Source organism: Streptomyces dengpaensis, from assembly GCF_002946835.1.
GTDB lineage: Bacteria > Actinomycetota > Actinomycetes > Streptomycetales > Streptomycetaceae > Streptomyces > Streptomyces dengpaensis.
In genome coordinates, this window is record NZ_CP026652.1 from 8,415,211 (window position 1) to 8,439,957 (window position 24,747).

At 69.7% G+C, this 24,747-nt stretch carries 35 protein-coding genes and 4 pseudogenes; 16 read left to right on the forward strand and 23 right to left on the reverse strand.

The window, feature by feature from the left end; translation table 11 throughout:
- Positions 1–11: 11 nt before the first annotated feature.
- A pseudogene (locus tag C4B68_RS39260) lies at positions 12–280 on the reverse strand (integrase core domain-containing protein); the annotation flags it as partial.
- 130 nt (positions 281–410) lie between these two features.
- Between C4B68_RS39260 and C4B68_RS39265 the strand changes: the two are divergent.
- Complete coding sequence (locus C4B68_RS39265) at positions 411–632, forward strand: AAA family ATPase (RefSeq protein ID WP_099506008.1); 222 nt, start codon at positions 411–413, stop codon at positions 630–632.
- A 19-nt stretch (positions 633–651) separates the two neighbouring features.
- Here C4B68_RS39265 and C4B68_RS39270 read toward each other — a convergent pair whose 3' ends face one another.
- A complete protein-coding gene (locus tag C4B68_RS39270) occupies positions 652–1,830 on the reverse strand; it encodes a N(5)-(carboxyethyl)ornithine synthase (protein ID WP_099506007.1) in 1,179 nt (392 codons plus the stop codon).
- 215 nt (positions 1,831–2,045) lie between these two features.
- Between C4B68_RS39270 and C4B68_RS44955 the strand changes: the two are divergent.
- A pseudogene (locus tag C4B68_RS44955) lies at positions 2,046–2,387 on the forward strand (IS701 family transposase); the annotation flags it as partial.
- Positions 2,388–2,421: 34 nt separating this feature from the next.
- Here C4B68_RS44955 and C4B68_RS39275 read toward each other — a convergent pair.
- Positions 2,422–2,769: a hypothetical protein gene (locus tag C4B68_RS39275; RefSeq protein ID WP_099506006.1), complete on the reverse strand. Its 348-nt coding sequence runs from the start codon at positions 2,767–2,769 to the stop codon at positions 2,422–2,424.
- Between the two features lie 676 nt (positions 2,770–3,445).
- Here C4B68_RS39275 and C4B68_RS45025 point away from each other — a divergent pair.
- Together C4B68_RS45025 and C4B68_RS39285 are read left to right on the forward strand one after the other, a co-directional pair.
- Positions 3,446–3,907, forward strand: coding sequence for a hypothetical protein (locus tag C4B68_RS45025; RefSeq protein ID WP_240634631.1), 462 nt, complete (start codon positions 3,446–3,448; stop codon positions 3,905–3,907).
- A gap of 190 nt (positions 3,908–4,097) precedes the next feature.
- A complete protein-coding gene (locus C4B68_RS39285) occupies positions 4,098–4,499 on the forward strand; it encodes a hypothetical protein (RefSeq protein ID WP_240634632.1) in 402 nt (133 codons plus the stop codon).
- A gap of 500 nt (positions 4,500–4,999) precedes the next feature.
- Here the strand turns inward: C4B68_RS39285 and C4B68_RS39295 are convergent, their stop codons facing one another.
- From C4B68_RS39295 to C4B68_RS39310, 5 genes are all read right to left on the reverse strand, one after another.
- Positions 5,000–6,361, reverse strand: coding sequence for an ISAs1 family transposase (locus tag C4B68_RS39295; RefSeq protein ID WP_306511561.1), 1,362 nt, complete (start codon positions 6,359–6,361; stop codon positions 5,000–5,002).
- A 3-nt stretch (positions 6,362–6,364) separates the two neighbouring features.
- Positions 6,365–6,586 (reverse strand): helix-turn-helix domain-containing protein, encoded by a 222-nt coding sequence (locus C4B68_RS39300; RefSeq protein WP_054237256.1) that lies wholly within the window; start codon positions 6,584–6,586, stop codon positions 6,365–6,367.
- Positions 6,586–7,077, reverse strand: coding sequence for a DUF2975 domain-containing protein (locus C4B68_RS39305; RefSeq protein WP_099506004.1), 492 nt, complete (start codon positions 7,075–7,077; stop codon positions 6,586–6,588). Before C4B68_RS39305 ends, C4B68_RS39300 begins: the two co-directional genes overlap by 1 nt.
- A gap of 412 nt (positions 7,078–7,489) precedes the next feature.
- Complete coding sequence (locus C4B68_RS42285; protein WP_167459257.1) at positions 7,490–7,642, reverse strand: hypothetical protein; 153 nt, start codon at positions 7,640–7,642, stop codon at positions 7,490–7,492.
- Between the two features lie 52 nt (positions 7,643–7,694).
- Positions 7,695–7,886, reverse strand: coding sequence for a hypothetical protein (locus C4B68_RS39310; protein WP_099506003.1), 192 nt, complete (start codon positions 7,884–7,886; stop codon positions 7,695–7,697).
- Positions 7,887–8,129: 243 nt separating this feature from the next.
- Here C4B68_RS39310 and C4B68_RS43940 point away from each other — a divergent pair.
- The 3 genes and pseudogenes from C4B68_RS43940 to C4B68_RS39325 all read left to right on the forward strand — a co-directional run bounded on the left by C4B68_RS43940 (position 8,130) and on the right by C4B68_RS39325 (position 9,767).
- Positions 8,130–8,388: pseudogene (locus C4B68_RS43940) on the forward strand (hypothetical protein).
- Positions 8,360–8,887: a DUF6879 family protein gene (locus C4B68_RS39320; protein WP_099506002.1), complete on the forward strand. Its 528-nt coding sequence runs from the start codon at positions 8,360–8,362 to the stop codon at positions 8,885–8,887. The pseudogene C4B68_RS43940 and the gene C4B68_RS39320 overlap by 29 nt, the downstream one beginning before the upstream one ends.
- A gap of 25 nt (positions 8,888–8,912) precedes the next feature.
- Positions 8,913–9,767, forward strand: coding sequence for a helix-turn-helix domain-containing protein (locus tag C4B68_RS39325; RefSeq protein WP_099506001.1), 855 nt, complete (start codon positions 8,913–8,915; stop codon positions 9,765–9,767).
- 191 nt (positions 9,768–9,958) lie between these two features.
- On the opposite strand, the gene C4B68_RS39330 is transcribed toward C4B68_RS39325, so the two are convergent.
- Positions 9,959–10,138 carry a hypothetical protein gene (locus tag C4B68_RS39330; RefSeq protein ID WP_099506000.1) on the reverse strand — a complete coding sequence of 60 codons (180 nt, stop codon included), beginning with the start codon at positions 10,136–10,138 and terminating at the stop codon, positions 9,959–9,961.
- Between C4B68_RS39330 and C4B68_RS39335 the strand changes: the two genes are divergently transcribed.
- Positions 10,133–10,795: a nuclease gene (locus tag C4B68_RS39335; protein WP_180289387.1), complete on the forward strand. Its 663-nt coding sequence runs from the start codon at positions 10,133–10,135 to the stop codon at positions 10,793–10,795. The genes C4B68_RS39330 and C4B68_RS39335 overlap by 6 nt on opposite strands.
- Positions 10,796–11,061: 266 nt before the next feature.
- On the opposite strand, the gene C4B68_RS39345 is transcribed toward C4B68_RS39335, so the two are convergent.
- The 3 genes from C4B68_RS39345 to C4B68_RS39360 all read right to left on the reverse strand — a co-directional run bounded on the left by C4B68_RS39345 (position 11,062) and on the right by C4B68_RS39360 (position 13,264).
- Entirely contained in the window at positions 11,062–11,934 is an 873-nt protein-coding gene (locus C4B68_RS39345; RefSeq protein WP_099505998.1) for a hypothetical protein, read from the reverse strand.
- Positions 11,935–12,011: 77 nt separating this feature from the next.
- The gene (locus C4B68_RS39350; protein ID WP_099505997.1) at positions 12,012–12,614 is read right to left on the reverse strand and encodes a TetR/AcrR family transcriptional regulator; all 603 of its coding nucleotides are present in this window, start codon (positions 12,612–12,614) and stop codon (positions 12,012–12,014) included.
- Positions 12,615–12,865: 251 nt separating this feature from the next.
- A complete protein-coding gene (locus tag C4B68_RS39360) occupies positions 12,866–13,264 on the reverse strand; it encodes a class I SAM-dependent methyltransferase (RefSeq protein WP_240634633.1) in 399 nt (132 codons plus the stop codon).
- A gap of 45 nt (positions 13,265–13,309) precedes the next feature.
- Between C4B68_RS39360 and C4B68_RS39365 the strand changes: the two genes are divergently transcribed.
- Genes C4B68_RS39365 through C4B68_RS39375 form a run of 3 tightly spaced genes read left to right on the forward strand, consistent with a single transcriptional unit; the run spans position 13,310 to position 14,765 of the window.
- Positions 13,310–13,651, forward strand: a complete 342-nt coding sequence (locus tag C4B68_RS39365; protein WP_240634634.1) for an ArsR/SmtB family transcription factor — start codon at positions 13,310–13,312, stop codon at positions 13,649–13,651.
- A complete protein-coding gene (locus C4B68_RS39370) occupies positions 13,648–14,349 on the forward strand; it encodes a cation diffusion facilitator family transporter (RefSeq protein WP_099505995.1) in 702 nt (233 codons plus the stop codon). Before C4B68_RS39365 ends, C4B68_RS39370 begins: the two co-directional genes overlap by 4 nt.
- Positions 14,346–14,765, forward strand: a complete 420-nt coding sequence (locus C4B68_RS39375) for a signal peptidase II (RefSeq protein ID WP_180289386.1) — start codon at positions 14,346–14,348, stop codon at positions 14,763–14,765. Before C4B68_RS39370 ends, C4B68_RS39375 begins: the two co-directional genes overlap by 4 nt.
- Here the strand turns inward: C4B68_RS39375 and C4B68_RS44505 are convergent.
- From C4B68_RS44505 to C4B68_RS39390, 3 genes and pseudogenes are all read right to left on the reverse strand, one after another.
- Positions 14,749–14,987, reverse strand: a pseudogene (locus tag C4B68_RS44505) (MerR family DNA-binding protein); the annotation flags it as partial. The gene C4B68_RS39375 and the pseudogene C4B68_RS44505 overlap by 17 nt on opposite strands.
- Positions 14,988–15,018: 31 nt before the next feature.
- Positions 15,019–15,486, reverse strand: a complete 468-nt coding sequence (locus C4B68_RS39385) for a hypothetical protein (protein WP_099505994.1) — start codon at positions 15,484–15,486, stop codon at positions 15,019–15,021.
- 54 nt (positions 15,487–15,540) lie between these two features.
- On the reverse strand, positions 15,541–15,882 hold the full coding sequence (locus C4B68_RS39390; RefSeq protein WP_099505993.1) for a PadR family transcriptional regulator: 342 nt from the start codon (positions 15,880–15,882) through the stop codon (positions 15,541–15,543).
- 57 nt (positions 15,883–15,939) lie between these two features.
- Between C4B68_RS39390 and C4B68_RS39395 the strand changes: the two genes are divergently transcribed.
- The gene (locus C4B68_RS39395; RefSeq protein WP_099505992.1) at positions 15,940–16,407 is read left to right on the forward strand and encodes a DUF2306 domain-containing protein; all 468 of its coding nucleotides are present in this window, start codon (positions 15,940–15,942) and stop codon (positions 16,405–16,407) included.
- A 14-nt stretch (positions 16,408–16,421) separates the two neighbouring features.
- On the opposite strand, the gene C4B68_RS39400 is transcribed toward C4B68_RS39395, so the two are convergent.
- The gene (locus C4B68_RS39400; protein ID WP_099505991.1) at positions 16,422–16,826 is read right to left on the reverse strand and encodes a heavy metal-responsive transcriptional regulator; all 405 of its coding nucleotides are present in this window, start codon (positions 16,824–16,826) and stop codon (positions 16,422–16,424) included.
- Between the two features lie 77 nt (positions 16,827–16,903).
- Between C4B68_RS39400 and C4B68_RS39405 the strand changes: the two genes are divergently transcribed.
- Positions 16,904–17,620 (forward strand): tRNA-dependent cyclodipeptide synthase, encoded by a 717-nt coding sequence (locus tag C4B68_RS39405; RefSeq protein ID WP_206337107.1) that lies wholly within the window; start codon positions 16,904–16,906, stop codon positions 17,618–17,620.
- 17 nt (positions 17,621–17,637) lie between these two features.
- Positions 17,638–19,836 carry a heavy metal translocating P-type ATPase gene (locus tag C4B68_RS39410; RefSeq protein WP_257217520.1) on the forward strand — a complete coding sequence of 733 codons (2,199 nt, stop codon included), beginning with the start codon at positions 17,638–17,640 and terminating at the stop codon, positions 19,834–19,836.
- Positions 19,837–19,918: 82 nt separating this feature from the next.
- Here the strand turns inward: C4B68_RS39410 and C4B68_RS39415 are convergent, their stop codons facing one another.
- The 7 genes from C4B68_RS39415 to C4B68_RS39440 form a co-directional block, all read right to left on the reverse strand.
- Positions 19,919–20,563, reverse strand: coding sequence for a class I SAM-dependent methyltransferase (locus C4B68_RS39415; RefSeq protein WP_099505990.1), 645 nt, complete (start codon positions 20,561–20,563; stop codon positions 19,919–19,921).
- A gap of 112 nt (positions 20,564–20,675) precedes the next feature.
- The gene (locus C4B68_RS39420) at positions 20,676–20,939 is read right to left on the reverse strand and encodes a cation transporter (protein WP_167459258.1); all 264 of its coding nucleotides are present in this window, start codon (positions 20,937–20,939) and stop codon (positions 20,676–20,678) included.
- On the reverse strand, positions 20,939–22,093 hold the full coding sequence (locus C4B68_RS39425; RefSeq protein ID WP_099505989.1) for a sulfite exporter TauE/SafE family protein: 1,155 nt from the start codon (positions 22,091–22,093) through the stop codon (positions 20,939–20,941). Before C4B68_RS39425 ends, C4B68_RS39420 begins: the two co-directional genes overlap by 1 nt.
- 129 nt (positions 22,094–22,222) lie before the next feature.
- A complete protein-coding gene (locus C4B68_RS39430; protein WP_143674502.1) occupies positions 22,223–22,648 on the reverse strand; it encodes a hypothetical protein in 426 nt (141 codons plus the stop codon).
- A gap of 10 nt (positions 22,649–22,658) precedes the next feature.
- A complete protein-coding gene (locus tag C4B68_RS39435; RefSeq protein WP_099505987.1) occupies positions 22,659–22,898 on the reverse strand; it encodes a hypothetical protein in 240 nt (79 codons plus the stop codon).
- 80 nt (positions 22,899–22,978) lie between these two features.
- Positions 22,979–23,149: a hypothetical protein gene (locus tag C4B68_RS41530; protein WP_167459259.1), complete on the reverse strand. Its 171-nt coding sequence runs from the start codon at positions 23,147–23,149 to the stop codon at positions 22,979–22,981.
- Positions 23,139–23,411, reverse strand: a complete 273-nt coding sequence (locus C4B68_RS39440) for a hypothetical protein (RefSeq protein WP_099505986.1) — start codon at positions 23,409–23,411, stop codon at positions 23,139–23,141. The genes C4B68_RS41530 and C4B68_RS39440 overlap by 11 nt, the downstream gene beginning before the upstream one ends.
- A 363-nt stretch (positions 23,412–23,774) precedes the next feature.
- On the opposite strand from C4B68_RS39440, the gene C4B68_RS39445 reads away from it, so the two are divergent.
- Positions 23,775–23,999 carry a hypothetical protein gene (locus tag C4B68_RS39445; protein WP_099505985.1) on the forward strand — a complete coding sequence of 75 codons (225 nt, stop codon included), beginning with the start codon at positions 23,775–23,777 and terminating at the stop codon, positions 23,997–23,999.
- Positions 23,996–24,244 carry a hypothetical protein gene (locus tag C4B68_RS39450; RefSeq protein WP_099505984.1) on the forward strand — a complete coding sequence of 83 codons (249 nt, stop codon included), beginning with the start codon at positions 23,996–23,998 and terminating at the stop codon, positions 24,242–24,244. Before C4B68_RS39445 ends, C4B68_RS39450 begins: the two co-directional genes overlap by 4 nt.
- Positions 24,245–24,747 lie beyond the last annotated feature (503 nt).

A 24,747-nucleotide genomic window follows, 5' to 3' on the forward strand; every position in this document is an offset into this window, starting at 1 on the left:
GTTGGCCTTCAGCGGTGGTGATTGCAGGTGTGCAGCCACTGCGGGAAGGCGTCTCGTCGTTCCTGTTCGCTGCGGTAGGGGGGCGGGCGTAGGCCCATTCGTCGAGCAGGGTGCGGTTGAGGCGTTCGACCTTGCTATTGGTCTGGGGCCGGTAGGGCCGGGTTCGCTCATGGGCGATCCCGGCCGCCGCGAGCGTGTCGCGCCAGTCGCGTGAGCGGTAGCAGGAGCCGTTGTCGGTCTCCTTCTTCTCGTCCGCGTGGATCTCGTTGTAGGCGATGCGGCGTCTGCAACAGCGGTGTCGCTGAGGCCAAGCAGGTCTGAGCATGAGGGGCCCCGGCCGGGTCGGCGTCCGGCCGGGGCTTGGTCCCGTCCGCCCCTAGAGCTCACGGGGTACGGGGACGGGCGGGTCTATGACCGCGCAGAGGTTTCGGTACCACCACCGCGTGTTCATCGCACCCCCCTGGCCGGAGATCTACGAACAAGACAGCGAGCGCAGGCAGTCCTACCAGGAGGCCGAGCGCACCTACGAGTCAATGGTCACGACGTACACCGCCTACGGCTACGAGCTGGTACACCTTCCCCTCACCTCCGTCGCGAAGCGGGCACGATTCGTCACCGACTCCCTTCGCTGACCACTTCGGATCAACTCGTCTAGGGCAGCGACGCCGCCCGGCTCTCCTCGTGGGCGTGCGGGTACTCCGCGGTGCGGTGCTGGAAGGCGAGCACCTTGAGGTTCTGGACGACGCCCCGGCGGATCTCGATGGCGCGCCGGATCGTGTCGTCGGCGTCCCAGCCGTCGGGGCCCTGGAGCACGGCGTCCAGATACGGCAGGAGGGCCTCGCTGTTCTCCCAGGTCGCGGAGTTCCACAGGTAGGAGGGGCTGTGGTCCACCCCGTAGTACCTGACGTGGTCGCCGACGGTGAACATCGGGTCGGTGAAGGTGGTGGGCCGGGCCCAGTCGAAGCCCATGCCCTCGTCGCAGGAGACGTCGATGACCAGGGTGCCGGGGGCCAGCTTGGGCAGGTCCTCGTCTATCAGGAACATCAGCGGCGCGTCGGTGTCCTGCAGCACGCAGTTGACGATGATGTTGTGCCCGGCGAGGAACTCGGCCAGCGGCAGCGGGCCGTCCTCGGTGAGGGCGACACTGCGTCGTGGGTTGAGGGTGTCGTCGGCTTTGTCGTGGTCGAAGTGGACGATCCGCGCGGAGTGGATGGGGGAGCTGACGGCGGTGACGCCACGCGCGGTGAGCACGTCGACGTCGTGCACGCCCAGGGCGCTGAGCGCGGTCACTGCGCCGCGGGCGGTCGCGCCGAAGCCGATGACGACTGCGCGCTGACGCCGTCCGTAGTCGCCTGTCACGCCGGTCAGTTGCATGGCGTGCAGGACCGAGGAGTACCCGGCCAGCTCGTTGTTCTTGTGGAAGACGTGCAGGTTGAAGGCGCCGCTGCGGGTCCAGTGGTTCATCGCTTCGAAGGCGATCAGGGTCAGCCGCCGGTCGATGGCGGTCTGGGTGACCTTCTTGTCCTGGACACAGTGCGGCCAGCCCCACAAAACCTGGCCCTCGCGCAGTTCCGCCAGGTCTTCGTGGAGCGGTTTGGCCAGCAGGATGACATCGCAGCCGGCGATGAGTTCCTCGCGCGTGCGGAAGCCCGCGACGAGCGGGGCGAGCTGGCTGTCTGGGACGCCGAAATACTCTCCGTAGTTTTCCTGGAGGTAGATGCGCTTGCGGAGACCGGCGTCGATGCGGTCGAAATGAGCGGGGTGAACGGGCAGACGATGCTCGTTTTCCTTGCGGGTCTGCGACATGATTCCGAGCGTGAGCTGCTGCAAAATGCCCCTTTGGTTGCTCCCTGTTTAGCACACCGGGGCAGTCCGGCAGCCGGTCGCGACGGGCGGGGCCAGGGGCGGGCGCATGGGCGGGAGCAGGGTCCGGGCGACTCCGCGTGGCCCTGGGCGCTTCCGGGCGGCGGCATCGGTCTCTGCGGCGATCGGGTCGCACAGCTCGGGCGGCCTTGGTCGACACCCGCGGGCCTGAAGGCGCTGCGCCCCGCGGACAAGCAGCAAGTGTCGCCGAATCGCCCTACCCGCCCGCCGCCCTCGCCGAGATCGTCCGGATCTACGGGCTGCGGAACACCTGGTTCGCTCCGCCCCCGCCCACGCCGGCCGACCCGCCACCCGGTCCTGACGCCATGCCAGGCCCGTGAGAGAGGGGGAGAACCGAAGCCCCAGCAGCCCCAGCCGGCCTGTTGGCCCCAAGCGCGCCGGGCCGTCCGTGTCTGGTTGACGCCCTGGGCCGTGCTGCAACGCTACTGGCGGGTATGGTCTACGAAGCCCCCACCCGCGGCCCTCCAGGAACTGATCAACACCGTCGGCAGCGGCAGATCTCTTTATCTCTACTGCCCGGTCTGACAAACCACCGGTCTAGAGGCGGAGCAGGCGTTGAGTGATCTCCCGGTACTGTCTCAACGCGAGGTGGAGTTCGGCGGACTGTGTCTCGGGATCGTGGTCCTGCCAGCCCGCACGGAGGGTACGCCGCTGTTCGGCGAGGGCCTCCATGAGCTGGGCGATGGTCTCGTCGAAGGCGCCTTGGGCTTCCTCCAGTGACTCACGCGGAGTGTCGGGGAAGGTGTTGACGGCCCGTCCGAGGCGCCGGATGATCTTGTCCCGCTCGACCGACGGGAACAGGGGTGCCGGGCCGGGGGCGCGGCGTCCCGCGATGTCGCGGGGCCGGTCCGCAGGCTGTTGAGCGCGTGTCTGGTCGTACATCATCAAGTGCCGCTTTCCTGTGCGTGCCAGATTTCCGAAGCGGCATGGCTCTGAGCCGTGCCGCCAGTTAACGTCCGGCATCGACCCGTGTCAACGCGATGCCGCTTGCGAGCAGACGCAGTTGTTACCCAGGCGGGAGTAGGGTGCAGGAGGTGAGTGCCTTCCGTATGCCGGAACTCGGACCGGCCCGGAGCGCCCTCTCGTGCCCTAGTGAGTCCACCAGACCACATTCCTTCCGCAGCACGCCACCCATCCCCACAGGGGCAGCCCGTGACCCCGGCCGCGCCGTCAGCATCCAGGCCAAGGAGTCACGCATGCCGCTCAGTCCACCACGTCCGGGACGGTCACACCGCCGGACACCGTTCCGACACCCGAAGGCTACGACGGGACGTCCCCCTTCCCGCCGGACGGCCCGGCACCCGCGCGACGGCGGTGAGCGACTGTACGCCGCCGTCACTGCGGTGATCGTCGTCCTGCCGTTCGTGGCGATCGCCTGGCTGGCTGCTGTGGGGCCGGCTCATCCACCCGGCCGACATCGTCCTCGCGCTCGTCCTCTACACCGTCACCGGCCGGGGCGTCACGGTCGGCTTCCACCGCGGCCTCACCCACGGCGGCTACCGGGCCGTCCGCCCCGTGCGCATCGCGCTCGCGGTGGCCGGTTCGATGAGCTTCCAGGGCGATGTCATCGGCTGGGTCGCCATCCACCGCCGCCATCACGCCTTCGCGGACCGCCCCGGCGACCCGCACTCGCCGTACCGCTACGGCACGCATCTGCGCGGCCAGTTGTGCGGACTGCTGCACGCGCACGTCGGCTGGCTGTTCCGCAACGACCGTACGCCCGCCGAACGTTACGGCCCGATCTCCTGGCGACCGCGACATCCGTGCCGTCAACCGCGACTTCCCGGCGCTGTGCGTCCTCACGCTCGCCCTGCCGTTCGCGGCGGGCTGGGCCATCGGCGGCTCCTGGCTGCACGGCGTAACCGCCCTGCTGTGGGCGGGACTTGTCCGCATAGCGCTGCTCCACCACGTCACGTGGAGCGTGAACTCCATCTGCCACATGATCGGTGAGCGCCCCTTCCGCACCCGGCGCCACGACCGGGCCACCAACCTGTGGCCGCTCGCCCTGCTCTCGTTCGGCTAGAGCTGGCACAGCCTCCACCACGCCGACCCCACCAGCGCCCGCCACGGCGTCGACCGCGGCCAGCTCGACCCGTCGGCCGCCGTCATCCGCCTCCTCGAACGCCTCGGCTGGGTGCACGACGTGCGCTGGCCGACTCCGGCCCGCGTCGCCGCCCGCCGCGCCTGACACCGAGTCCTACTACGGAGTGAAAGTGACCCTGCGCGGAGCGGACCGTGTCCTTCGTTCCCACACCGTGGGTGGCGTTGAGCACGAGCTCTATGCACTGCTGGTGCTCTATCAGACCACCCTGCGAGCCCTCATCGAAGCCGCCGCCACCGCTCGCCTGGACCCGGACAGGCTCTCGTTGACCGTCGCACTGCACACGGTTCGGCTGACGGTGATCACCGCCAGATCGTCCGACCCGGCCGACCTCACGGCAGTCCTGGTCCACGCCCGCAACCTCGCACCTGCCAGGCGTCGTTCACGCACCAGCCCCCGCTGCGTCAAACGCACCCTGTCGCCCTACGCCTACGACAAGACCAAAGGCAGCGTCGGACACAAAACCGCCGTGACCATCGACGTCACCCTCCTGACCAGCACCGACGGACCCTAACTTCCCGGTCTTGGGCTTTAGGCGTGGGTGGCCATGTGGGGGGAGGAAGCGGTCGTCGGGCGCCCGGTAGTAGGTCTCGACGTAGGCGGCCAGGGAGTTGCAGCATTGGGCTCACGGCACCCACCTCGAGGACATCATCGAGGCCGAAGCCCTGGATTGACCTGCCGGCCTGGAGGGATGGCGGCGGTGGAGGGAGAGGCCCTGCCGGTTGTCAGTAGCGGCAGTTAGAGTGATCTCTGTTTTTCGCGGCCCGTGGTGGAGGCGGTGGGTGCCGGCTCGCTGGTGGAGAGCCTGGCCACGCAGTTCCGGTTCACCTACGGCTTTGAGGCCGGGGTGAGTGAGAAGAGGTCGTGGGGCAACAGTCTTCCCGCGCTCGCCCACACCCTGCTCGACGCGGGCCTGGGGGACGTCGAGGTCCTCATCGAGTATCCGGTGCCGCTCTCCAACTACCGGGTCGACGCCCTGCTGGCCGGCGCCCACCCCGTCACAGGCGAGCCGTCCTATGTGGTGGTGGAGCTCAAGCAGTGGACGGCTGTGCAGCCGGTGCCGGACGCCGAGGACCTGGTGACGGTGGAGGGGATGGGCAACACCGCCCGCCTGCACCCCATCGCGCAGGTACGGACTTCACGAAGTCCCTCCACGGTCAGGGCTTCGGCGTAGTCGCGTGACGTCCGTTTCGTGATCATGTGAGTCCGAGGAGGGCGAGAGGTCGGCTGGCGTCGCGGGCGTTGCGCCGGAGGCCGGCGGCGATGCTGCTCTTCCCGGCGAGGCGAAGGGCGCCGATGGCGAGGTTGCGCCAGGTCGCCATGGCGCGGGGTGCGGAGCCGCAGCTGGGAGGCGTCCTCGGCGAACGTCACGTCTCGGACGTGGTGCAGGGCTTCGATCTTCCAGTGGCTGCGGATCAGCCGAGCGAGCTCGGCGGGTGTGGCCTGTTCCGCAGTGAGGCTGGTGACCGCGTAGACGGTCTTGATGCTGACCTTGCCGGTCTTGCGGTCCATTCGGCGGCGTTTGAGCTGGATGGCCTGGCGGGCGCCGGGAAAGAGCAGGCTGTTCGCCGTGCACACCTTGATGCGGCGGATCTCACCGCGTCCGTGGCCGGTGTCGTGGGTGCGGCCCTGCAGCGGGATCTGCTTCCAGGGAAGGGATTTGAGCTGCTTGTGGAGCTTCTTCTGGTTCCCTTTCGCGATCACGAAGTACTGCGCGCCTCGGCCGAGCAGGTAGCTGGCGTGCTCGCGCTGGGTGTGCATGGCGTCGCTGGTCACGACCACGCCCGCCAGATCGGCGAGGGTCTCCAGCAGAGGCTGGAAGCAGGTGATCTCGTTGGTCTTCTCGCCAACGTCGAGTTGGGCCAGGACCAGGCCGGAGAGGTGGTCACAGGCGGCGAGTAGATGAATCTTGCGGCCCGTGGCCCTGGCCGCTCCGCGTAGGGTCTTGCCGTCGACCGCCACTGCGTGCAGCCGGCCGTCGGCCCCAGCGCGCCGGTCGGCCAGCCAGCGGCCCACCGCCCGGTCCAACGCGTCGCCGTCGATGCGGCCCAGCAGCCGACGCACCGTCGCCTCCGCCGGCAGGCACCGCTTCGGGAAGAGCGGATCGGGCCGTACGCCGAGATGCTCCAGGACGGACGGCGGGGCGTCGGTGATCCACTCACCCACCGCCAGCAGGGAGGTCGCTCCGGCCAGAACCGCGCACGCGGTCAGCGCAAGCATGACGACCAGAGCGTGCCGTACGCCGCGCGGATTGCGAGGGTCGGGCACCTCGGCCAGACGCTCCAGCAGGCCCGGGATCTCCCCGGGTACGGCCCCGGGATGCTCGCGGAGTTGGTCAAAGGCAAGCGGGATCGGCGATGACGCGTCGGCAGGCACGGTTCATTCGCCCGCGGTGTCCTCGGCCTCCCAGCGAAGCAGATCGCCTGGCTGGCACTTGAGCACCTCGCAGAGCGCGGCGAGCGTCGCAAAGCGCACCGCCTTGGCGCGGCCGTTCTTGAGTACCGCCAGGTTGGCGGGCGTGATCCCTACGCGGTCAGCGAGTTCGCCCACGGACATCTTCCGCCTGGCCAGCATCACGTCGATGTCGACGGCGATCGGCATCAGATCACCTCGTCCAACTCGGCCTGCATCTGCGCCGCTTCGACGTCGCGGGCGACGGCCTGGGCGAGCAGCATCCGCAGCACGAGCACGATGAGCGCGACTCCCAGGATGGCCACGCCAATCCCGCCCATGATGAGGGTGACGCCCGGGTCGTCCCGCTGGCCCGGCGCGTTGAGGACCGTGACTGCGAACCACACGAGAGCAGCCGCAACGATCGCGCCGATGATGACGTCCACGTACCGGAAGGCGGCGTGGGAGAACACGGTTCCGCGTCGCACCATCGTTACCAGTCGCCATACACAGACCAGGGCGACCTGGGCCGTCCCGATGCCCAGGATCGTGATCACGCGCAGCGGGGTCAGCGGGAGCGACCCGTCCTCCGGGTCGCTCCCGCTGACCAACGCCCACACCATCAATGCCTGTACGAACACGGTGCCGGTGAGCACCACCACGAGCACGGCGCGCAGCGCGCGCACTGCCAGCTTTCCCATGACCCATCCTTCCATCGAGCTACGATGGGAATCTATCGAATCTCGATAGGTGAAGCAAGGGCTGGGCCGGAGGGCGGGCGGCGGTTTCGCACCATGGCGGGATGCCGCCGCCCCCTCCCGCGGCATGGCGCGTTGCGAAGGTTTTCGATCTTGCCGAAGTCGACCTTGCTTAGCCACAAATCGGACGCCATACGACTACGCCGAAGCCTTGGTCCTGTTTGTGAGCCAGGCCAAGTTGTCCCCCAAGGACTCAGTGCTTGAGGACGGATGATTGCAGCGGCGGTACAGAAAAGCAGTGAAGATGACGAAAGTGCTTCGTGGGAATGAAGCGGCCCCGGCCGGGATTCCGGTCCGGCCGGGGCCTGGTCCCGCCCGCCCCCAGAGCTCACGGGGGTACGGGGTCGGGCGGGGGCTAGGTGCGCGCGGCGCGGTACGTCCTCCACAGCTGGTCCGCCTCCGCGCACCGCCGCTCTCCGTGCCCGCAGCCGTCGCACGTGGTGGCGTGGTCGATGTAGGCGCGGTACGCGGTCTGGATGCGGTTGTACGTGCCGCTGTCGGCGACCATCTGATGTGGCCTGACGCGCTTCCCGAGTCGCGCCACTCCCGCCTTACGCCGCTCACGACGCGCCGCCCTTGTGCGGGTGGTTGCGGATCTCGATGCTGCAGTCCGTCGCCCGCGACGGGTTCCCTGCGGTCGTGTACTCGGCCCGCTGCCGGGCCAGCGCCCCGCAGACACCACAGCCCGATGCGGGGGCGGGTTCGCTGAGGGGGAGTTCGAGCGTGATCGGCGGGTCCATGGTCGTCTTCATCCGCGTGCCTCCGCTGGCGTGGGCCTGCCCAGACACCGGAGCGCGGCGTGTGCACGGGCAGAGTGGTCGGGCTTCCGCTGGCCACGACGCTAGAAGCCCGATGTGCAACACAGCCAGCAATGTGCAGATCTGTCTATGAACCTGCGCCAGACCAGAGTGATGGCCGTTTTGCCCTCTTGACCGACTAGCCCTATGGGATGACGGTGTTGCACACAACTGCACATCCCATAGACGGAGGCAGCCATGTCGCTACTGTTCATCGGCATCGACCCGAACACCGGGGACAAGCAGAGTCCCACAGTGTGGGTTGACCAGGAGAAGAAGGAACTCGTCTTCCAGGGCTGGAAGCCAGGCACCGAAGGAAGCGGAATGCGCCGCGTTCGAGGTGCCCGGGCACGGGAAGGGGATCCCGGAAAGCGAGGCCGTGATCCGTATCCCGGCCAGGATGGTGCACATGATCAGGGAGGCGTGCGATGCCGTCGAGCGTGCCGACATTCGATGAGCTGATCGCGAACTGCAGGCACTCTGCTGAGCACTTGGAGATGCGCGACTCCTACGCCGTCGACTACGAAGAGGGCCCGTTCGCCGAGTGGCGGAACGGTTTCCGCCACGACCCATCCGACCGAGAGTCGTGGTGGCGGCAGTGGCTCGACCTGATCCAGGAGACCGTGGGCCGCGGCATCGTGGTGCGTCGGGCCCGGATCGTGTCCGAACCGGTCAGCGAGTACACGAAGTTCCTGTACGACGGCACCTTCACCAACGTCGCCGCAGGCGAGCAGGTGCGATGGCTGCCGCGCCGCCGGGCATCCGACATCGCCCTGCCGGGAAACGACTTCTGGCTGTTCGACGATCAGTGGGTCCACTGGAACCACTTCGCCGGCGATGGATCCTGGACCGGGGAGGAGATTACGGACGACCCGGCCGCCGCCAAGCTGTGCACCGAGGCGTTCGAAGCGGTGTGGGCGCGCGCCACCCCACACGACCAGTACGAGACCCACTGACAGGAAGCACCGGACAGGCCAGCTCATGACCACCTCCCCGTCCTCGTCTGCCCAGGCGGCGCGCGAAGTCGTCGCGCTCCGGCTGCGAGACCTCCGCAAGAACGCTGGGCTGACGGTCGTCGAGCTGGCCGGCCGGTGCGGCTGGCACCACTCCAAGACGTCCCGGATCGAGAACGCCGTCACTGCCCCCTCGGCCAACGACATACGAGCCTGGGCCACCGCCTGCGATGCGGCCGAGCAGGCGCAAGACCTGGTCACCCAGTCCCTGAACGCCGAGTCGATGTACAGCGAGTGGCGTCACCAAGTGCGCCGAGGGATGAAGCAACTGCAGGACAGTGTCGTGCAGTTCTTCCACGACACGCGGCTGTTCCGGATCTACTCGTCGACGATGGTCCCGGGCCTGCTGCAGACCGAGGGATACGCGGCCGCGCTGCTCAGCAACATCGCCGACTTCCGCGGCATCCCCTCCAACGATGGCGCCGGAGCCGCGGCCGCGCGGGTCGAACGCTCCCGCATCATCCACGAACCGGGGCACCGCTTTGTGATGCTCATCGAGGAAGCGGTCCTGTACTCCCAGATGGGTGACGAGGACGCGATGGCTGCCCAGCTCGGCTACCTGCTCGCCGCTGGAGCCCTCCCGCAGGTGTCGCTGGGCATCATCCCCATGGCCACGCGCGAGCGCCTGCAGTGGCCCATCGAGACGTTCCATGTGTACGACGACACCCTCGTGTCGGTGGAGTTCCTGTCGGCGGAAGTGAACATCACGCAGCCCTCGGAGATCGTGCTGTACCTGAAGGCCTTCGAGCAGTTGCATGGCATGGCCGTGTACGGCGCAGGCGCGCGCGCCCTGATTGTGAAGGCCATCGACGCGCTGCGCTGACCCCGGATACGACGAAGCGCCCCCTGCACGGCTCATGTGGACCGTGCAAGGGGCGTCTTCACGCGTACTCGCGGCGGGAGGGGTCGCGAGGCCTGCAGTGCTGGATTGACGGACTTCCGGCGGCGCCGGGAGGGAGCCACCCTCTCAGGTAACCGATTTTCGCGGCGCTGCCTCACCCTGAAAGTTGCAGGTCAGGGCCTGGTCGGCGGGTCGCTGAACGTGACGAGGATGCCGTCCAGCCTGATGGTCACCGTCCGGCCCGGGGTGCTCAGGAGCCGTGCGTAGGCCTCCATGTCCTCGTCGTAGCACTCGGCTTCGCGTTCGACACCCTGGAGACCCGCTACCGCCCGCCCCGGGGACCCGAGTTGCATCAGCCGGCCTCGTTCGCCGGCAAGGCTGCCGACGAGTTGCTGTCCTGGCTGGGCTTCGACGACGTGCAGGGCAACGCCCACCGCATCGTCACCAGCAGCAGCCCCGAGTCCCGGCCGGGCTACATCCTCACCCGCAGCGCGGACGTCCACGGGCGCTGCGTGGCCTTCGCCGGCCGCGGCAGTGACGCTCCGGGCGGCAGCGGCACGTTCATCAACGTCACCACGGACCATCTGCGCCAGACGGCCAATCATCACCAGCTCGCCGAGGGGCTGGCCTACCCCACCTTCTACCGCAAGCTCTTCGTCGACCTGCGCGAGGAGATGACCGCGGCGGCGCAGCAGGCCCAGCAGGCCGGCACGGGGTTGTGGCCCAAGGACCAGACGCAGAGCGGGGCGAAGGTGGAGGGGATGTCCACCCTGACCGACGCCGCGGTGCTGCTTCCCAAGCTGTTCCGCCGGCTGGCGGACTATCTACAGCTCAACGACGGCGATCCCTCACTGGACGGCTTCCACGACTACCTGGAGCAGCGGGAGGACCGGCTGTTCATCCTCTCCACCGGGCAGTGGACGGGATTCGACACCGTCGTCAATGTCACGAACGGCAACACCGTTCGACTCACCGACGCACCGGAGGACCTCGTCTTCGACGAGAAGTAACCCCTCCACGCTGCCGTGACCGACGCCCCACTCGGGCTGGCCCGTTCTGACGGTGATCAGCTCCAGTTCGGCGAAGACCCGTGCCGCTCCCCGGTATGGCACCGGGCGGCCGATGAACGTGTCCAGGAGGATGCGGTCGCCGACTGGCCGGTGGCGTGGGCGCCGGGGGGGCAGCACGCTGCGCTGCCCCCCGGGCTCGGTGCCGTCTAGGAGCCGGCCGGGGTGATTTCCGGCATGTCGTGACACTGGGGATCCTCCCAACGCCGTCAGCCGGCCGACGGCACGTGCCGCGGGCGGCCGCTGTGAACGTCGGGCAGGGCCAGCAGCCCGAAGGCGCGGTGGGCCACACCTGTCCCACGCCGGACGACGGCCACGGAGATGAGGGCCGCCGCGGCGGGCACGCCGAGCCACCAGTCCAGCAGATGGATCAGAACACTTGAGGCTACGGCGCTGCCGAGCGCCACTGCGAAGACGGCACCCAGCACCGCGAGCACGATGCGGACGTGCCCGGGTGCCGCACCGCTGCCCGGCTCACGCTCGCCCGACCCGAGCCAGTAGACCATCGCTGCCAGCATCACGGGTACGAGGACAGCTCCCATCCCGTACAGCGTCAGCGCGACCGGCGAAGACAGCCAGTCGCCGACGCGCGACAGGACCTGCCCGAAGCCCGGGTGCTCCGGCCAGGCCGCGAAGGTCTTCCGGTCGGCCGAGAAGAACCGCTGGTACCCGCGCCCGTCCCACCCGTGGACCAGGATGAAGAACATCCCGAGGTAGCCCACTCCGGCCTGGAGGAAGGCGGCGTACACGCGGCCGGCCGCGATCAGCCGCGCAGCGACCCAGTATCCGAGCAGGCCCTGGCTCACGTTGGTTGCGGCGAACAGGGCAACCAGCCAGGCGGGCAGCGCTTCGTGCCCACGCGCCACCTGCATCGTCTCCCAGTCCGGGAAGCCCCAGAGCAGCCATACGCCGCTGGGCGCGAACAGCACCGAGCAGTACAGGACGGTGCCCATCAGGTACGGGTCCGACCACCGAAGGACGCGGCGGCGGGGCGAGCCGGGCCTGCTGGCGAGCCGGTACGCGGCGGCGGTCGCGAAGCTTGCGCCGATGCCGTACGACCAGAAGACGTCGACCTGGACCATCGTGCTCTCCTTTCCGGAATGACACGTCATTCCGCTTCGAAGGCAGGGAAAATGAACGGTCCTTGCGGGCCTGCGGCTCAGGAGGAGCCGAGGCCGTCGAACATGAGGGTTTCCACCGTGTGGATCCACGGCTGACGCATGCCGGCCGGGTCCTGCACGTGCAGCAGGCGTACGGTTCCGGTCACGATCATCCCGTTCACCGCGAGCCCGACCACATGAGCGTCCAGATCGCGACGCAGAAAGCCACGGTCCTGGCCGTTGCGGATGAACGCGGCGGTGTACGCGGCTGCCGCCTCCATGGCCTGGCCCGCGAGGTCGGGCTCGGCGCGGTCGATGGCTATCGCGTCGTAGAACAGAATGCGGCCCAACTCCGGTTCCGCCAGGACGAGCTCGAACAACTTGTGGCCGATCCGCCTGACCTGCTCCCGGTACTGCGACAGGGTCTGCGAGGAGCTGGGGTCTTCGTCGGACAGCGCGTCCGTTATCCGGCCGAGCGCCCGCGACACCACGCTCCGCGCGATGTCCTCCTTGTTCTTGAAGTAACGGTAGAACGTGCCGTGTCCGGCGCCGAGCTCCCGCGCGATGTCGGAGATACCGGTCGCGTGGTAGCCGCGTTCGGCGAATACCTTTCCCGCGGCGCGCAGGATCGCGTCCCGCTTGTCGACCACACCTGCGGGCACGGAGTTCCCCTCACGTCAGCGGAACGCGGAATGACGTGTCATTCTCGAACTGGCCACCGGCCACCGTCAAGAGACCCGACTCCGTCCGCTGGGCGAGGAAACCGAAGCAGACGGCGTGATAGGGCCTTTTCCCATACCGGAGGGCACGCGTGTGGCCTGGTGGTAGTACATCCGCCAGCCCGCGGCTCCGTCCCCCTTGCGCCAGATCGAACTGTGCCTGGTCCTGCACTCGCCGAGCATGGTCTCGAACGTCAGATGCACCAGACCCGGCGCGAGCAGCACGCCCGAGAGCTTATGATCGCGAAGTCGAATGCCGCGTCGTACGTGCCGTCCTCGGCGCCGAACGCGGTCTTCGGATCAGTGGCGTCGCCCACCTTCAGTCGCACCTGGCCCGTCCGGTCCGACAGCCGGCGCCGGGCCTTGGTCACCATCGTCGGGTCCAGGTCGAGCGCGTCGACCTTCGCGGCGCGGAAGCGGTCGACGATCATCCGCGTGCCGTAGCCGGATCCGCAGCCGATCTCCACTGCACGGCTGTCGGGCGGCAGCGGCCCGCCGGCCAAGCGCAGGAGGGCCGGAACCTCGTAGAAGCGTTGGAGTGCCCGGCGGGCGGCGCTGTTGACCGCCGCTCTCTCGATCCGGTTCATCAACATGACACGACCCCCATAGATGTCATCGAGTGGTAGCGCGGCCACCTCTTGCGGGGCGCCGTCGGCCGCGGTGGCCCTGTTCAGCTCCCTGGGCGACCCGGCCGGCTGGCGATCCTGCGCCGCCTCGCGGAGGGTGAGGCCCGGGTCACGGACCTGGTCAGCGGTGTGGGGCTGGCGCAGTCGACCGTCTCGGCACACCTGTCCTGCCTACGTGACTGCGGGCTGATCACCTCCCGGCCGCAGGGCCGGGCCTCTCTGTACTCGCTCGCCCGCCCCGAGCTGCTGGACCTGCTCGCTGCCGCCGAGCAGTTGCTCGCCGCGACCGGCGAGGCCGTCGACCTATGCCCCACCTACGGCACCCACCCCGCCCCCGAGGAGCCCGCCCGATGAGCACCGCCCCCGCCGCCACGCCCGACGTGACCAGCCCGGCCGCGCACCGCGCGGTGCGCTACGCGAAGTTCACCATCGGCTACAACGTCATCGAGGGCATCATCGCCGTCGCCGCCGGCACGGTGGCCGGGGCGGTCTCGCTGATCGGCTTCGGCATCGACTCCGGGATCGAGGTCGCCGCCGCCGTGGTCGTCCTCGTACGGCTGCTGGCGGAGATCAAGGGCGGCGAGCCGGACGAGGCCAAGGAACGCCGGGCGCTAAAGTTCATCGCCGTCACGTTCTTCGCGCTCGCCGCCTACGTCACCGTCGAAGGCGTCCGCGACCTGATCGGCGGGGAGAAGCCCGACACCTCCCTCGTCGGCATCGCCCTGACCGGCCTGTCTATCGTGATCATGCCGTGGCTGGCCCATGCCAAGCGCAAGGCCGGGCAGGAGATGAACTCCCGTCTGGTCGTCGCCGATGCCGTTGAGACCAAGCTGTGCGCCTGGCTGAGCGTGTCGACCTTTGTCGGCCTGCTCGCGTTCGCCGCGTTCGGCTGGACCTGGCTGGACCCGGTCGCCGGATTCGTCATTGCCGCCTTCGCGGTCATGGAGGGCAAGGAAGCCTGGGAAGGTGAACTCGTCTGCGACGACGGCTGCGAAGACGACAAGCCCGCCGAGTCCGGCGAGGCGGCCTCCTGCTCGGACGGCTGCAAGTGACCGCCTCCATCAGCGAGTCAGCAGCTCGGTCCGGCGCCCTCAGGCGCCGGACCGAGCTGCTGACTCTGGCCGCCGTCCTCGCCGGGACGGACCTGGCCATCAAGGCATGGGCCGAGCAGGCCCTGCCCGGCGCCCCGGTCGAAGGCGGCCCACTCGACGTCCAGCTCGCCTTCAACCCCGGCGTCGCGTTCTCCTTTGCCGCCGACGCGCCCGTCTGGACCATGCTCGCCGTTACCGGTTTGATCGCCGCCGTCGCGATCGCGCTGTGGCGGCCGCCGCCCGTGGGGCACCGCACTCGCCGCCATCCTCGGCGGCGCGGCCGCCAACCTCGCCGACCGGCCCGCGACGGCCAGTCGCCCGACGTGAGCAGTCGTATTCGGGCGGCGGGTCTAGTCGGCGTCACACTGAAGTCGTGAGGTTGCGGCAGATGTCGCCTTCGGTACACGTGGCCGGGTCGGTTTGGGTCGCACGACGGGCGAGTCCGCGCAGCGCCGCACGGGCCGCGACGAGCTCGGCCATGCGGCGGTCGATTTCGGCAAGGTGTGCGTTGATCAGCTCGGTGACATGCCCGCAGGGGCCTGGCCGTCGTCGCGCAGTTCCAGGACCGAGCGGATCTCGGCGAGGCTGAGGCCGGCGCCCTGGGCGTCGCGTCCTCGGCGATGTCCGGCCTCAGGCGGCGATGACGCTCGGAAGGGCTCGCAGGGTGAAGCCGATCCGGGCGATGCTGATCACGGCCGCTAGGACCAGCGGCCAGGTGACCGCCGGGGCCGCCAGTGCGGCGCCGACGAGGACGGCCGCGTCGAGGACCACCAGGCCGACACCTCCCGTGATGACGGCTGTCCGCGTCCTGGCGTAGTTGGTACGGCCTACGGCGGCGGTGAACAGCGCGGCGACAACGGCGCACAGGAGTACGCCGAGTGCCAGCCGGGCCGGGACAGCGATCGGCCAGGTCCAGGCGCGGCCGGTGATCAGCACGACGGCCCAGGACGCGGCGGCCACAGGCCCTGTGGCGAGGAGCGTCCGCGCCGTGCGGCACCCGGGCGACTGAAGGGTGAAGGCAGTGACGACCTCGGTCACGCCACCGAATTCGGCGAGCGCGGCGCGGGCGGCAGTCCGAGAGTCGCCGCTGATGCCCAAGTGGCGGCACGTCGGCGGGCAGGCAGCGGCCCAGCCGGGCGAGGTAGTCGTCGATCAGCGGGTGGCCGGACACGGCGGGGGCTCCAGCAGCGCGGTGACGGTCGCGGCGAACTCCCGCCACGTGGCGCGTTCGGTGTGCAGGCTCTTCTGGCCGGCCTCGGTGAGGGAGTAGGTGCGGCGGCGGCGACCGTCGACGACCAACCACACACCGCCGATCAGTCCGGCATCCTCAAGACGGTGCAGAGCCGGGTAGACCGTGCCGGTGGGCAGGTCGAACCTCCCGCCACTGCCCTCCCTCAGTGCCTCGATCACGGCATAACCATGCCGCGGCCCCGCCTCCAGCGTGGCGAGAAGCAGGGGGTCGAGATGGCCCTTGAGGAGCTGCGCCTCCTTCATAGGTAGCAATGCTACTCTTCGATGTATAGGTAGGTTGGCTACGCATGGGGGAGTGCGGTGCTGCTGCGGACCATCATCGTCATCCACATCGCGGCCGGGCTGACCGCGGTCACCGCCGGCGCGACGGCGATGCTTGCGCCGAAGCGTCCCGGCCGTCATCCGCGCAGCGGGCGCGCCTATCTCGGCGCGCTGGCCGTTCTCACCGCCTCGGCCGCGGTCGTCGCGACAGCTCGGCCACACACCGCTTACCTGCTGATCCTTGGCGCCCTCGCGTTCGCCTCGGCCGGGTACGGCTGGCGCGTCCGCCGCGTGCATCATCGGGGCTGGCGGTCGCGCCACATCACCGGCATGGCGCTCTCGTACGTCGCCATGTTGACCGCGTTCTACGTCGACAACGGCCCCCGACTGCCCCTGTGGAACCTGCTGCCCCCACTGACGTTCTGGTTCCTGCCCGCAGCCGTCGGCCTGCCCCTGCTGCTGCGAGCCCTGCGACGACACCACATGCCACGCCGCTCCTCGGGGTGAGCAAGCGGCGGCGGTCAGTCGGCGGCGTTCTCGATGATGCGGCAGACCACTGCACCCTCGCCACGGTCGGCCGCCTGGTCGGCCTGGGCGCGGGCGTGCCGGAGGGTCGTACGGAGGGCTCGGAGGTCGGCGATGCGGCGGTCGATGTCGGCGAGGTGCTTGTCGAGCAGGTCGGTGACGAGGGCGCAGGGCTGTTCGCCACTGCGCTGGAGGTCGAGGATGCCCTTGATCTCCTTGAGGCTGAGGCCGAGGGCCTGGGCCTGGCGGATGAAGCCGAGGACGGGGACGGCGTCGTCGGTGTAGGTGCGGTAGCCGGCGGCGGTGCGCTCGGGTGGGTCGATGAGGCCGTTGGCCTCGTAGAGGCGGACGGCCTTGGGGCTCAGTCCGGTCTGGGCGGCGACGCGGCCGACGGTGAGCATGGTGGGGCTCCGTTCGTGCGAAGGGTTTCAGTGTGCGCTTGACCTTGCCCTATGGGCAAGGTTTTAGCGTCCGGGGCATGAGCACAGACCAAGGCGACAGCGGCGGCCGTACAGCGGCGATGTCGGTGACTCCGCTGAGCGGCCGGTGCGCCGAGGCGGTCGAGCGGGCCGAGCACGTCTGCTTCGGGATCTCCCCGTTCAACAGCTACTTCTCCACGGCCCGGATCCGCGAGCTGGCGGCGTGGGGGCTCGACCGGTTCGAGCGGGTGGACTTCTTCGTGCCCGACGTGCCGAGTGCGTTCACCTTCGAGGCGCTGGGATACGCCCCGGAGAAGGCGGCGTGGAAGGCTCGCAGGCAGGGCCAGTACACCCGCAACAAGATCGTCACCGCGCTGGGTTCGCTCGGTGTGACGGACACGGAGGCGCGGGTGCTGGGTTGGGCTGAGCTGGAGGCCAATGCGGTGTTCGGCCGTCTCCATGCGGGCGGGCTGCGCCGGTACGGCGAGGACGTAGCCTTTCGGGACGCCTGCCGGGAGGCGACCGGGTGGGTGCTGGCGGGGAAGCTGCCCGCAGGGCAGGCGCCGGACGAGGAGCAGGTGGAGCGGGCGGTGCGTTACTTCCTGGCCGAGCTGCCGCTGTTCATCGACACCCCGGCGATCGTCGGCGCCGAGACGTCCGTGTTCTGCTACCACGAGCCGCCTGCTGTGCTGCGCCGTCTGTACGGGGGCGAGCTGAGCTGGCGTCCCGCCGCCGGGCAGGGCTTCGCCGTTGTGGCACCGGCCGTACGCGACTGAGAGAGAGGAGTGCTGCCGTGACGACCACCACTCGGGCCGATGCCGAGCAGTCCATAGAACTGGCCATCACCGGGATGACCTGCGCCTCGTGCGTGGCGCGGGTCGAGCGGAAGCTGGGCAAGCTGCCCGGAGTGACCGCGACGGTGAACCTGGCGACCGCGACCGCGCACGTCACCCGTGAGGACCTGGCAGTCGAGGTGGCACAGCTGATAGCCGCCGTCGAAGCGATCGGTTACGGCGCCGAGGCGCCCCGGAGCGGCGCACCGGGCGCGGACGATGAGACGGTCGACGCCGAGGGCGCACACCTTTCCGGGCTGCGCCGCCGCCTGATCGCCTCGGCGCTGCTCGGCCTGCCCGTCGTCCTGGTGTCGATGATCTCCCCGCTGCACTTCCCCGGCTGGGAGTGGATCGCGCTCGCGCTGGCGACCCCTGTCGTGGCGTGGGGCGCGTGGCCGTTCCACCGGGCCGCAGCCCTGAACCTGCGGCACGGGTCGGCGACGATGGACACTCTCGTGTCGCTGGGCGTGCTGGCCGCCTACCTGTGGAGCGCGGGGACCTTGGCGCTGGGTGGGCATCACCTGTACCTGGAGGTGGCCGTCGTCCTGACGGCCTTCCTGCTGGCGGGCCGGTTCTTCGAGGCCCGTGCCAAGCGGCGGGCCGGGGACGCGATCCGGGCGCTGATGGACCTGGGTGCCAAGGACGTCGCCGTACTGCGCGACGGAACAGAAGTCCGGATCCCGGTCGAGGAGTTGGCGGTCGGCGACCTGTTCCTGGTGCGGCCCGGCGAGAAGATCGCCACGGACGGTCAGGTCGTCGAGGGCGCATCAGCGGTGGACGAGTCGCTGCTGACCGGTGAGAGCGTGCCGGTGGAGGTCGAACCCGGCGCACAGGTCACCGGCGCCACCGTCAACAGCCACGGGCGCCTCGTTGTGCGCGCCAGGCGGGTCGGGTCGGACACAAAACTGGCGCAGATCGCCGCGCTGGTGGAGCGGGCCCAGACCGGCAAGGCGGAGGTGCAGCGCCTGGCCGACCGGATCTCGGCGGCGTTCGTCCCCGTCGTCATTGCCCTGTCGATCGGCACCTTCGCCGTGTGGATGGCGACCGGAGCCTCGGCCGCTACCGCGCTGACCGCCGCCATCGCTGTGGTGATCATCGCCTGCCCCTGCGCGCTGGGGCTCGCCACGCCGACCGCGCTAATGGTCGGCACCGGACGCGGCGCCCAGCTCGGGCTGCTGATCCGCGGCCCGGAGGTGCTGGAGTCGACGCGGCGGATCGACACCGTCGTCCTGGACAAGACCGGCACCGTCACCGAGGGCAGGATGCACCTCGTCGGCGTCGTACCGGCCAACGGCGAGGACGAGCAGCAGGTGCTGCGGCTGGCCGGCGCCCTGGAGGACGCCAGCGAACACCCGATTGCCGCCGCCATCTCCAACGCCGCCCGGGAGCGCCTGGGTTCGCTGCCAGCCGTGACCGGCTTCGCCAACACCCAGGGCCGGGGCGTGACCGGGCAGGTCGAGGGACGCACGGAACGCGCGGGCCGGTCGGCGTGGCTGGAAGACCAGAGTCAGGTGCTGCCCGACGAGCTCGTCCGCGCCCAGAAGGAGGCCGAGGCCCAGGGCCGTACGGTCGTCTTCGCCGCCTGGGGCGGGCGCGTGCGCGGCGCGCTGGTGGTCGCCGACACCGTCAAGCCGACCAGCGCCGCGGCGGTGGCTGACCTCAAGCGGCTCGGGCTCACCTCCGTCCTGCTGACCGGCGACAACACGGCGGCGGCACGCGCGGTCGCGGCCGAGGTCGGCATCGACCAGGTGATCGCCGAAGTGCACCCGGAGGACAAGGTCGCCGAGGTCGAACGCCTCCAGCGGCAGGGGCGGGTAGTGGCGATGGTCGGCGACGGCGTCAACGACGCGGCCGCCCTCGCCCAGGCCGACTTGGGCCTGGCCATGGGCACCGGCACCGATGCCGCGATCGCCGCATCCGACCTCACCCTGGTACGGGGAGACCTGCGCGCGGCGGCGGACGCGATCCGGCTGGCCCGCCGCACCCTCCGGACCATCAAGGCCAACCTGTTCTGGGCCTTCGCCTACAACGTGGCCGCGCTGCCGCTGGCCGCGCTCGGCCTGCTCAACCCCATGATCGCCGGGGCCGCGATGGCGTTCTCCTCGGTCTTCGTGGTCTCCAACAGCCTGCGGCTGCGCCGCTTCCAGCCACTGCGCTGACACAGGCACTCGCACCGAGGGGCAGCCAGATCGAAGTCCGGGCCGCCCCTTCGGCGCACCTGCCGCCCACCCGGAGGGTGCTTCATCTGTCGGCGGGCCCGGCTGTGGGCTTGCGGGCGGTGAGGCGTTCGACGATGCCGAGCTTGAACCGGCCGTGCTGCTCGATCTCCAGGCCCGCCGCCTGAACGTGCCGGAGGGGCCGGCGCAGCAGATGCTCCCCGCCCATCGGCACGGTGATGAGTTCGATGATCCGCTGCAGCGCGCGGACGGGCCAGGTGGTGCTGGGGACGTGGTCCAGCAGGAGGAGCTGGCCGCCGGGCCTGAGCACGCGGCTCATCTCCGCGATCGCGCGCTGGTCGTCGGGGATCGCGCACAGCGAGAGGGTGCACACCACGGTGTCGAAGGACGCGTCCGGGAACGGCAGGGCCTGGGCGTCACCCTCGCGCAGGTCCGCGGCCAGATCGAGCCTGCCTGCACGGCGCCGGGCGACGGCCAGCATCTGCGGGCTCCACTCGATGCCAGTCAGCCGCCTACCCGGAGGGTAGAGGGGCAGGTTCAGACCGGTGCCGATGGCGACCTCCAGAACGTCGCCGCTGGCTTGGGAACACACCCAGACGCGGCTCTCGCCGAACAGGGTGCGGTCGAAGAACCGCATCTGCCGGTCGTAGGAGCGGGCATGCTTGTCCCAGTAGCGGCGCAGCCGCTCGTTGCTGCTCGGCTCGGGCATGGGCTCATCCTCGCCGCCGGGCGACTCCTGAGCACGTAAGCGTCGCCCCTCCGCAGGACCCGGCCGGAGGGCTTCCCCCGGCCGGGCCACCTTGGGCTTGGGCGTTGTCGTGTCAGTCGGCCGGGCGGGCCGTGTAGTCGCCGGCCTGCTCCACCGCCGCGACGAGTACGGCCGTGGCCACGTCGGCGCCTTCGTCCAGGCGGACGGTGGTGCGCCCGGTCTTCACGTCGGTGTGGGAGGAGCGGACCCCGGGGATGTCCTCCAGCTCGTCATCGATGAGCAGGCCGCAGCTGGTGCAGTGCATGCCCTCGACGTGGAGCACCAGTTCCGGACCGGTGTCGGCTTCGGTGTTGTTCTTACGGCTGAACAGCTTCACTACAGGTCCTTCTTGAAGTCGATGGCGCCGGTCTGCATGCCCATGGCGCAGGAGAAGCGGAGCGTGCCGGGCTTACGGGTGCCGAGGTCGATGTTGGTGTCGCCGTCCCGTTTGACGATCTCCTGGACGCCGAGTTCGGGGATGGTGAACGCGCGGGCGCAGCCGCCGGAGTCCTTGCCGTGCAGCACGAGCGTGGTCGGCACTCCGGCCTTCGCGGTGAACTGGGTGGGGGCGTAGAAGTCCGTCACGGTCAGCGTGACGATCTGCTTGCCGGAGGCGTCGATACGCACCAGCTCCGGGACATCGGCTTCCGTCGTCCCTCCGCCACCGGAGCCGCCCTGCTCGCCGCCCTCGACGGTGAACGGCTCACTCGCCACAGCCTGCTTGTCGGGGGTGGCGAACGAGACCCAGCCACCGGCCTGCAGCGCGGAGCCCACCGTCCAGGCCGCGACGCTCAGCACCACCACACCGGTGAGCCCGGCCAGTCGCCCGGACAACGCCTGACTGCTGCGGCGGAAGAGGTAGCCGAGCACGGCGAACAGCGGCGCCGTACCGATCACGAAACCGGCCATCACCGCCGCCCCGGCCACCGGAGATCCGGAGGTGATGGCGAGCAGCTCCATCGACAGGGTCACCCCGCACGGCACCAGCACGGTGGCGAAACCGACCAGGGCCGGGGTGACGGCCGAGCCGGTCCTGGTACTGCGCCGCATCAACCGGCCGAACGATGCCGGAGGACGCGGCACCAGCCGCCCCACCCACCTGACGCCGAACAGGTCCAGCGCGAACAGCACCATCAGCACCCCGGCGGCCAGCAGCAGCACCGCCTGCATGCGAGGGCTGGGCTGCAGCGCATCACCAAAGACACCCAGCAATGCGCCGAGCAGGGTATGCGAGAGCAGCTTCCCGGCAAGGAACACTCCGACCGGCGCCAGCGGCGTGGCAGCTCGTTCCACCAAAGGCGCGGAGACAGGGCGGGACTGACTCGGCGACTTCTTGGAGGCCGACTTCGCGGGGGAGGGAGCGGGGGCGGGGGCACGGCGGCGGGTCACCGCACCGGCCAACAGCCCCCCTTGAACGGCGGCACACGAGGCGCCACCGGCGAGCAGACCGGTACTCGCACCAGTGATCAGCAAAGCGACGGACGACGGCATGCGTCGGAACTCCTGTTCTGCGACGACGGCACGCACACAGGAATGCGGTTACGGGCGTGCCAAGGCGGACGTCAGGAACACGGCGTCCCACGAGGCGGCCCGAGGGGCAGCCTCACGGGCGGCGAGCCGTCACGTCCGCGACACGCACAACCGATGCAGATCAGGAGGAGCCACCGCAGGCGGAGGGGCATTGGGCTGCGCCACCAGCCGCGCAGGGGAGCACGCGATCGCGCGCGGGGTGACCGCGGGCGCCTGTCCGGACGGGCCGTCCTGGGCGAGCGTGGCCTCCGGCGCCGCACACTGCTTCTCGGCCGCCGGGCAGCGCGGGCTGTGATCCACCGCCGACTCCGCCACGGCCGACGCGGCAGCACCTTCGGCATGCTCTACATGGCCGCCGACTGCCGACTGCGATGCCGCGTCCATCGGCGCCGACATCCCCATCGGCATGGTCATCGCCATCGCGGGACGCGCCAGCCCCGTCAGACACACGAACAGCGCGCACACCAACAGCGCCCCGGACCACGCCCGGAGCGGCAGCAGCACGCGTCGCGACATGCGCGCCATGCTAAGCCATGCCCGACGGCCGCCCCGCCGACCACGGACGTGCCGAGCTACTCGGCCAGTCGTAGCTGCTGGGCACGTCGGTCTTCTGGCCCACCGGCCCGTACACGAGCGCGATCTCGTCATGCGCCCGGAACTCGACCACGGCCGGATCGCCGACGTACTCCTTGCCGTTGACGTAGGCGCGGAACTCGTTGCCGCCACCGGCCTTGAGCCCGTGGAGTCCTGGGTGAGGATGTCCCACTCGGTCATGAACTGGCCCAGGGAGAAGGTGGCCTTGACCGGGGACTCGATGTGGACCACGCCATTCGCGGCAGGCGTGTGCTACGAGCTGATCTGCCGCGCCTGCTGGTCGATCCCGATGCCCGCGGGCACGGCGTCCGGCTGGCCGTCCACAAGGACGTCCAGATGCGCGTGAATGTGCTCGACGTTGCCCTCCTTGCCCAGCATCGGCAGTCCGGCCGCGCTGACCCGGGCGGAAGGATCACTCGGCACACCCCAGGGCGGCTCGGTCGTACGGCCTGACGCGGTCTTCATGGGAGCCGGGGATGCCCGTCTCGGCGGTAGTCCTGGTTCCGTCGTCCGAGGTCCGGACGACGGCGAGAGAGATCACGGCGACGACCTCGAGTACGGCGACACCCACGACGAGGACAATCAGCCGGCGGCGTCGACGCTCAGCACGCCCCGCCCGCTCATGCATCGCGGCGGCTCGGGCCCGGCGGCCTGGCGATGTCTTCTTGGCGGGCTTGCGGGACATGCCTGGATTCCTCCGAATCACGCCCGAGAGAAGCACCTCAGATCCAGCCTAAACAGACCCTTGACCTTGCCCCAGGGGAAAGGTTTTAGCGTCGTCGCACCGGCACGAAGCGGGAAGGAGGTCACCTCATGGCATTCGTCGAAGGCGAGGTGTACCGGTGCCCGGACCCCAGCTGCGGCTGCGAGATCACCGTGACCAAAGGTGCACCCCCAGGCCATGGCGGTGATCAAGCCCCGACCTGCTGCTGCGGCCTTCCCATGGAGAAGGTCCGCTGAGCCGGCGCCCGGCAGCCGCGCTGTCCCGTCCTGCTGCTACGCCCACCCGATTGTCGACCGACACGCAAGAACACCCGAGGGACCTGTCATGAGCCAGCTGCTTTACGTACTCCCCGCCCTCGTCTGCCCCATCGGCATGGGCCTGATGATGTGGTTCATGATGCGCGGCAAGCGCCCCGCCCCCGACCAGTCGCACACTGCCCCAACCACCGCGCAGGAGCAGGAGCTCGCCCGCCTGCGCAAAGAAGTCGAGGCCCTGCGCGACGAGCAGCGGTCCCCGAAGGCCGACCTCCACAAGGGCTCTCCGGCATGACCGGCATTTGGCTTCCCCTGGCCGCGACCGCACTCGCCGCAGCCCTCACATACGTGTGCTGCATCCGTCCGACGCGCCGGCACGGCAACTGCAGCCCGGCCGGGCCTGAGCGCACGGCGGAAAGCGTTGACGGGGAGATCCGCCGCACCCGCGAGGAACTGCACCACCTGCGCGAGCAGGCCTCGGCGCAGGAACGGTCCGATCATCTCCGGACACCGGCTCGCAGCAGACGACAGCTCGACTGACGCAGAGACGGGGCTGCCGGTCGGGCCGGGCACGGGAGCAGGACGCCACCACCGTCGGCACGCAGAAGCGGGCCAAACGGCACTGGCGACCTCCGCGGCTCTGCTCGGACAGTGAAGAGGAGCCTCTCGGGAGAGGTGAGCGCAGGCATGGTGCCGGCTGGGCCTGGATGGCTCTGATACCCCTTTTGTGGATCGCATTGATCGGCCTGGTGGTGTGGGCGGCCGTATGCCTCGCACAGCGTCCCGCCGGCCACACCACCGCCATCGCCGTCACCGCCCTGGTGGTAGTCCTCGCCGTGGGGCAGCCGCCATCCGCCACCGCAAACGGCAGTCGGCCCGCCACTCCACTCCCACCAGGACAGCCCCCTCCGCCGCCGCAGCGGACGACTGCTGCGCGCCCCACACCGGCCTCAACCGACCGCGACAGCGACGGCCACTGCTGCTGACCCCACCCACGCCCGGACCCGCTGCGGCCGGGAACAGACCAAGCCCCGCTGCGGGCA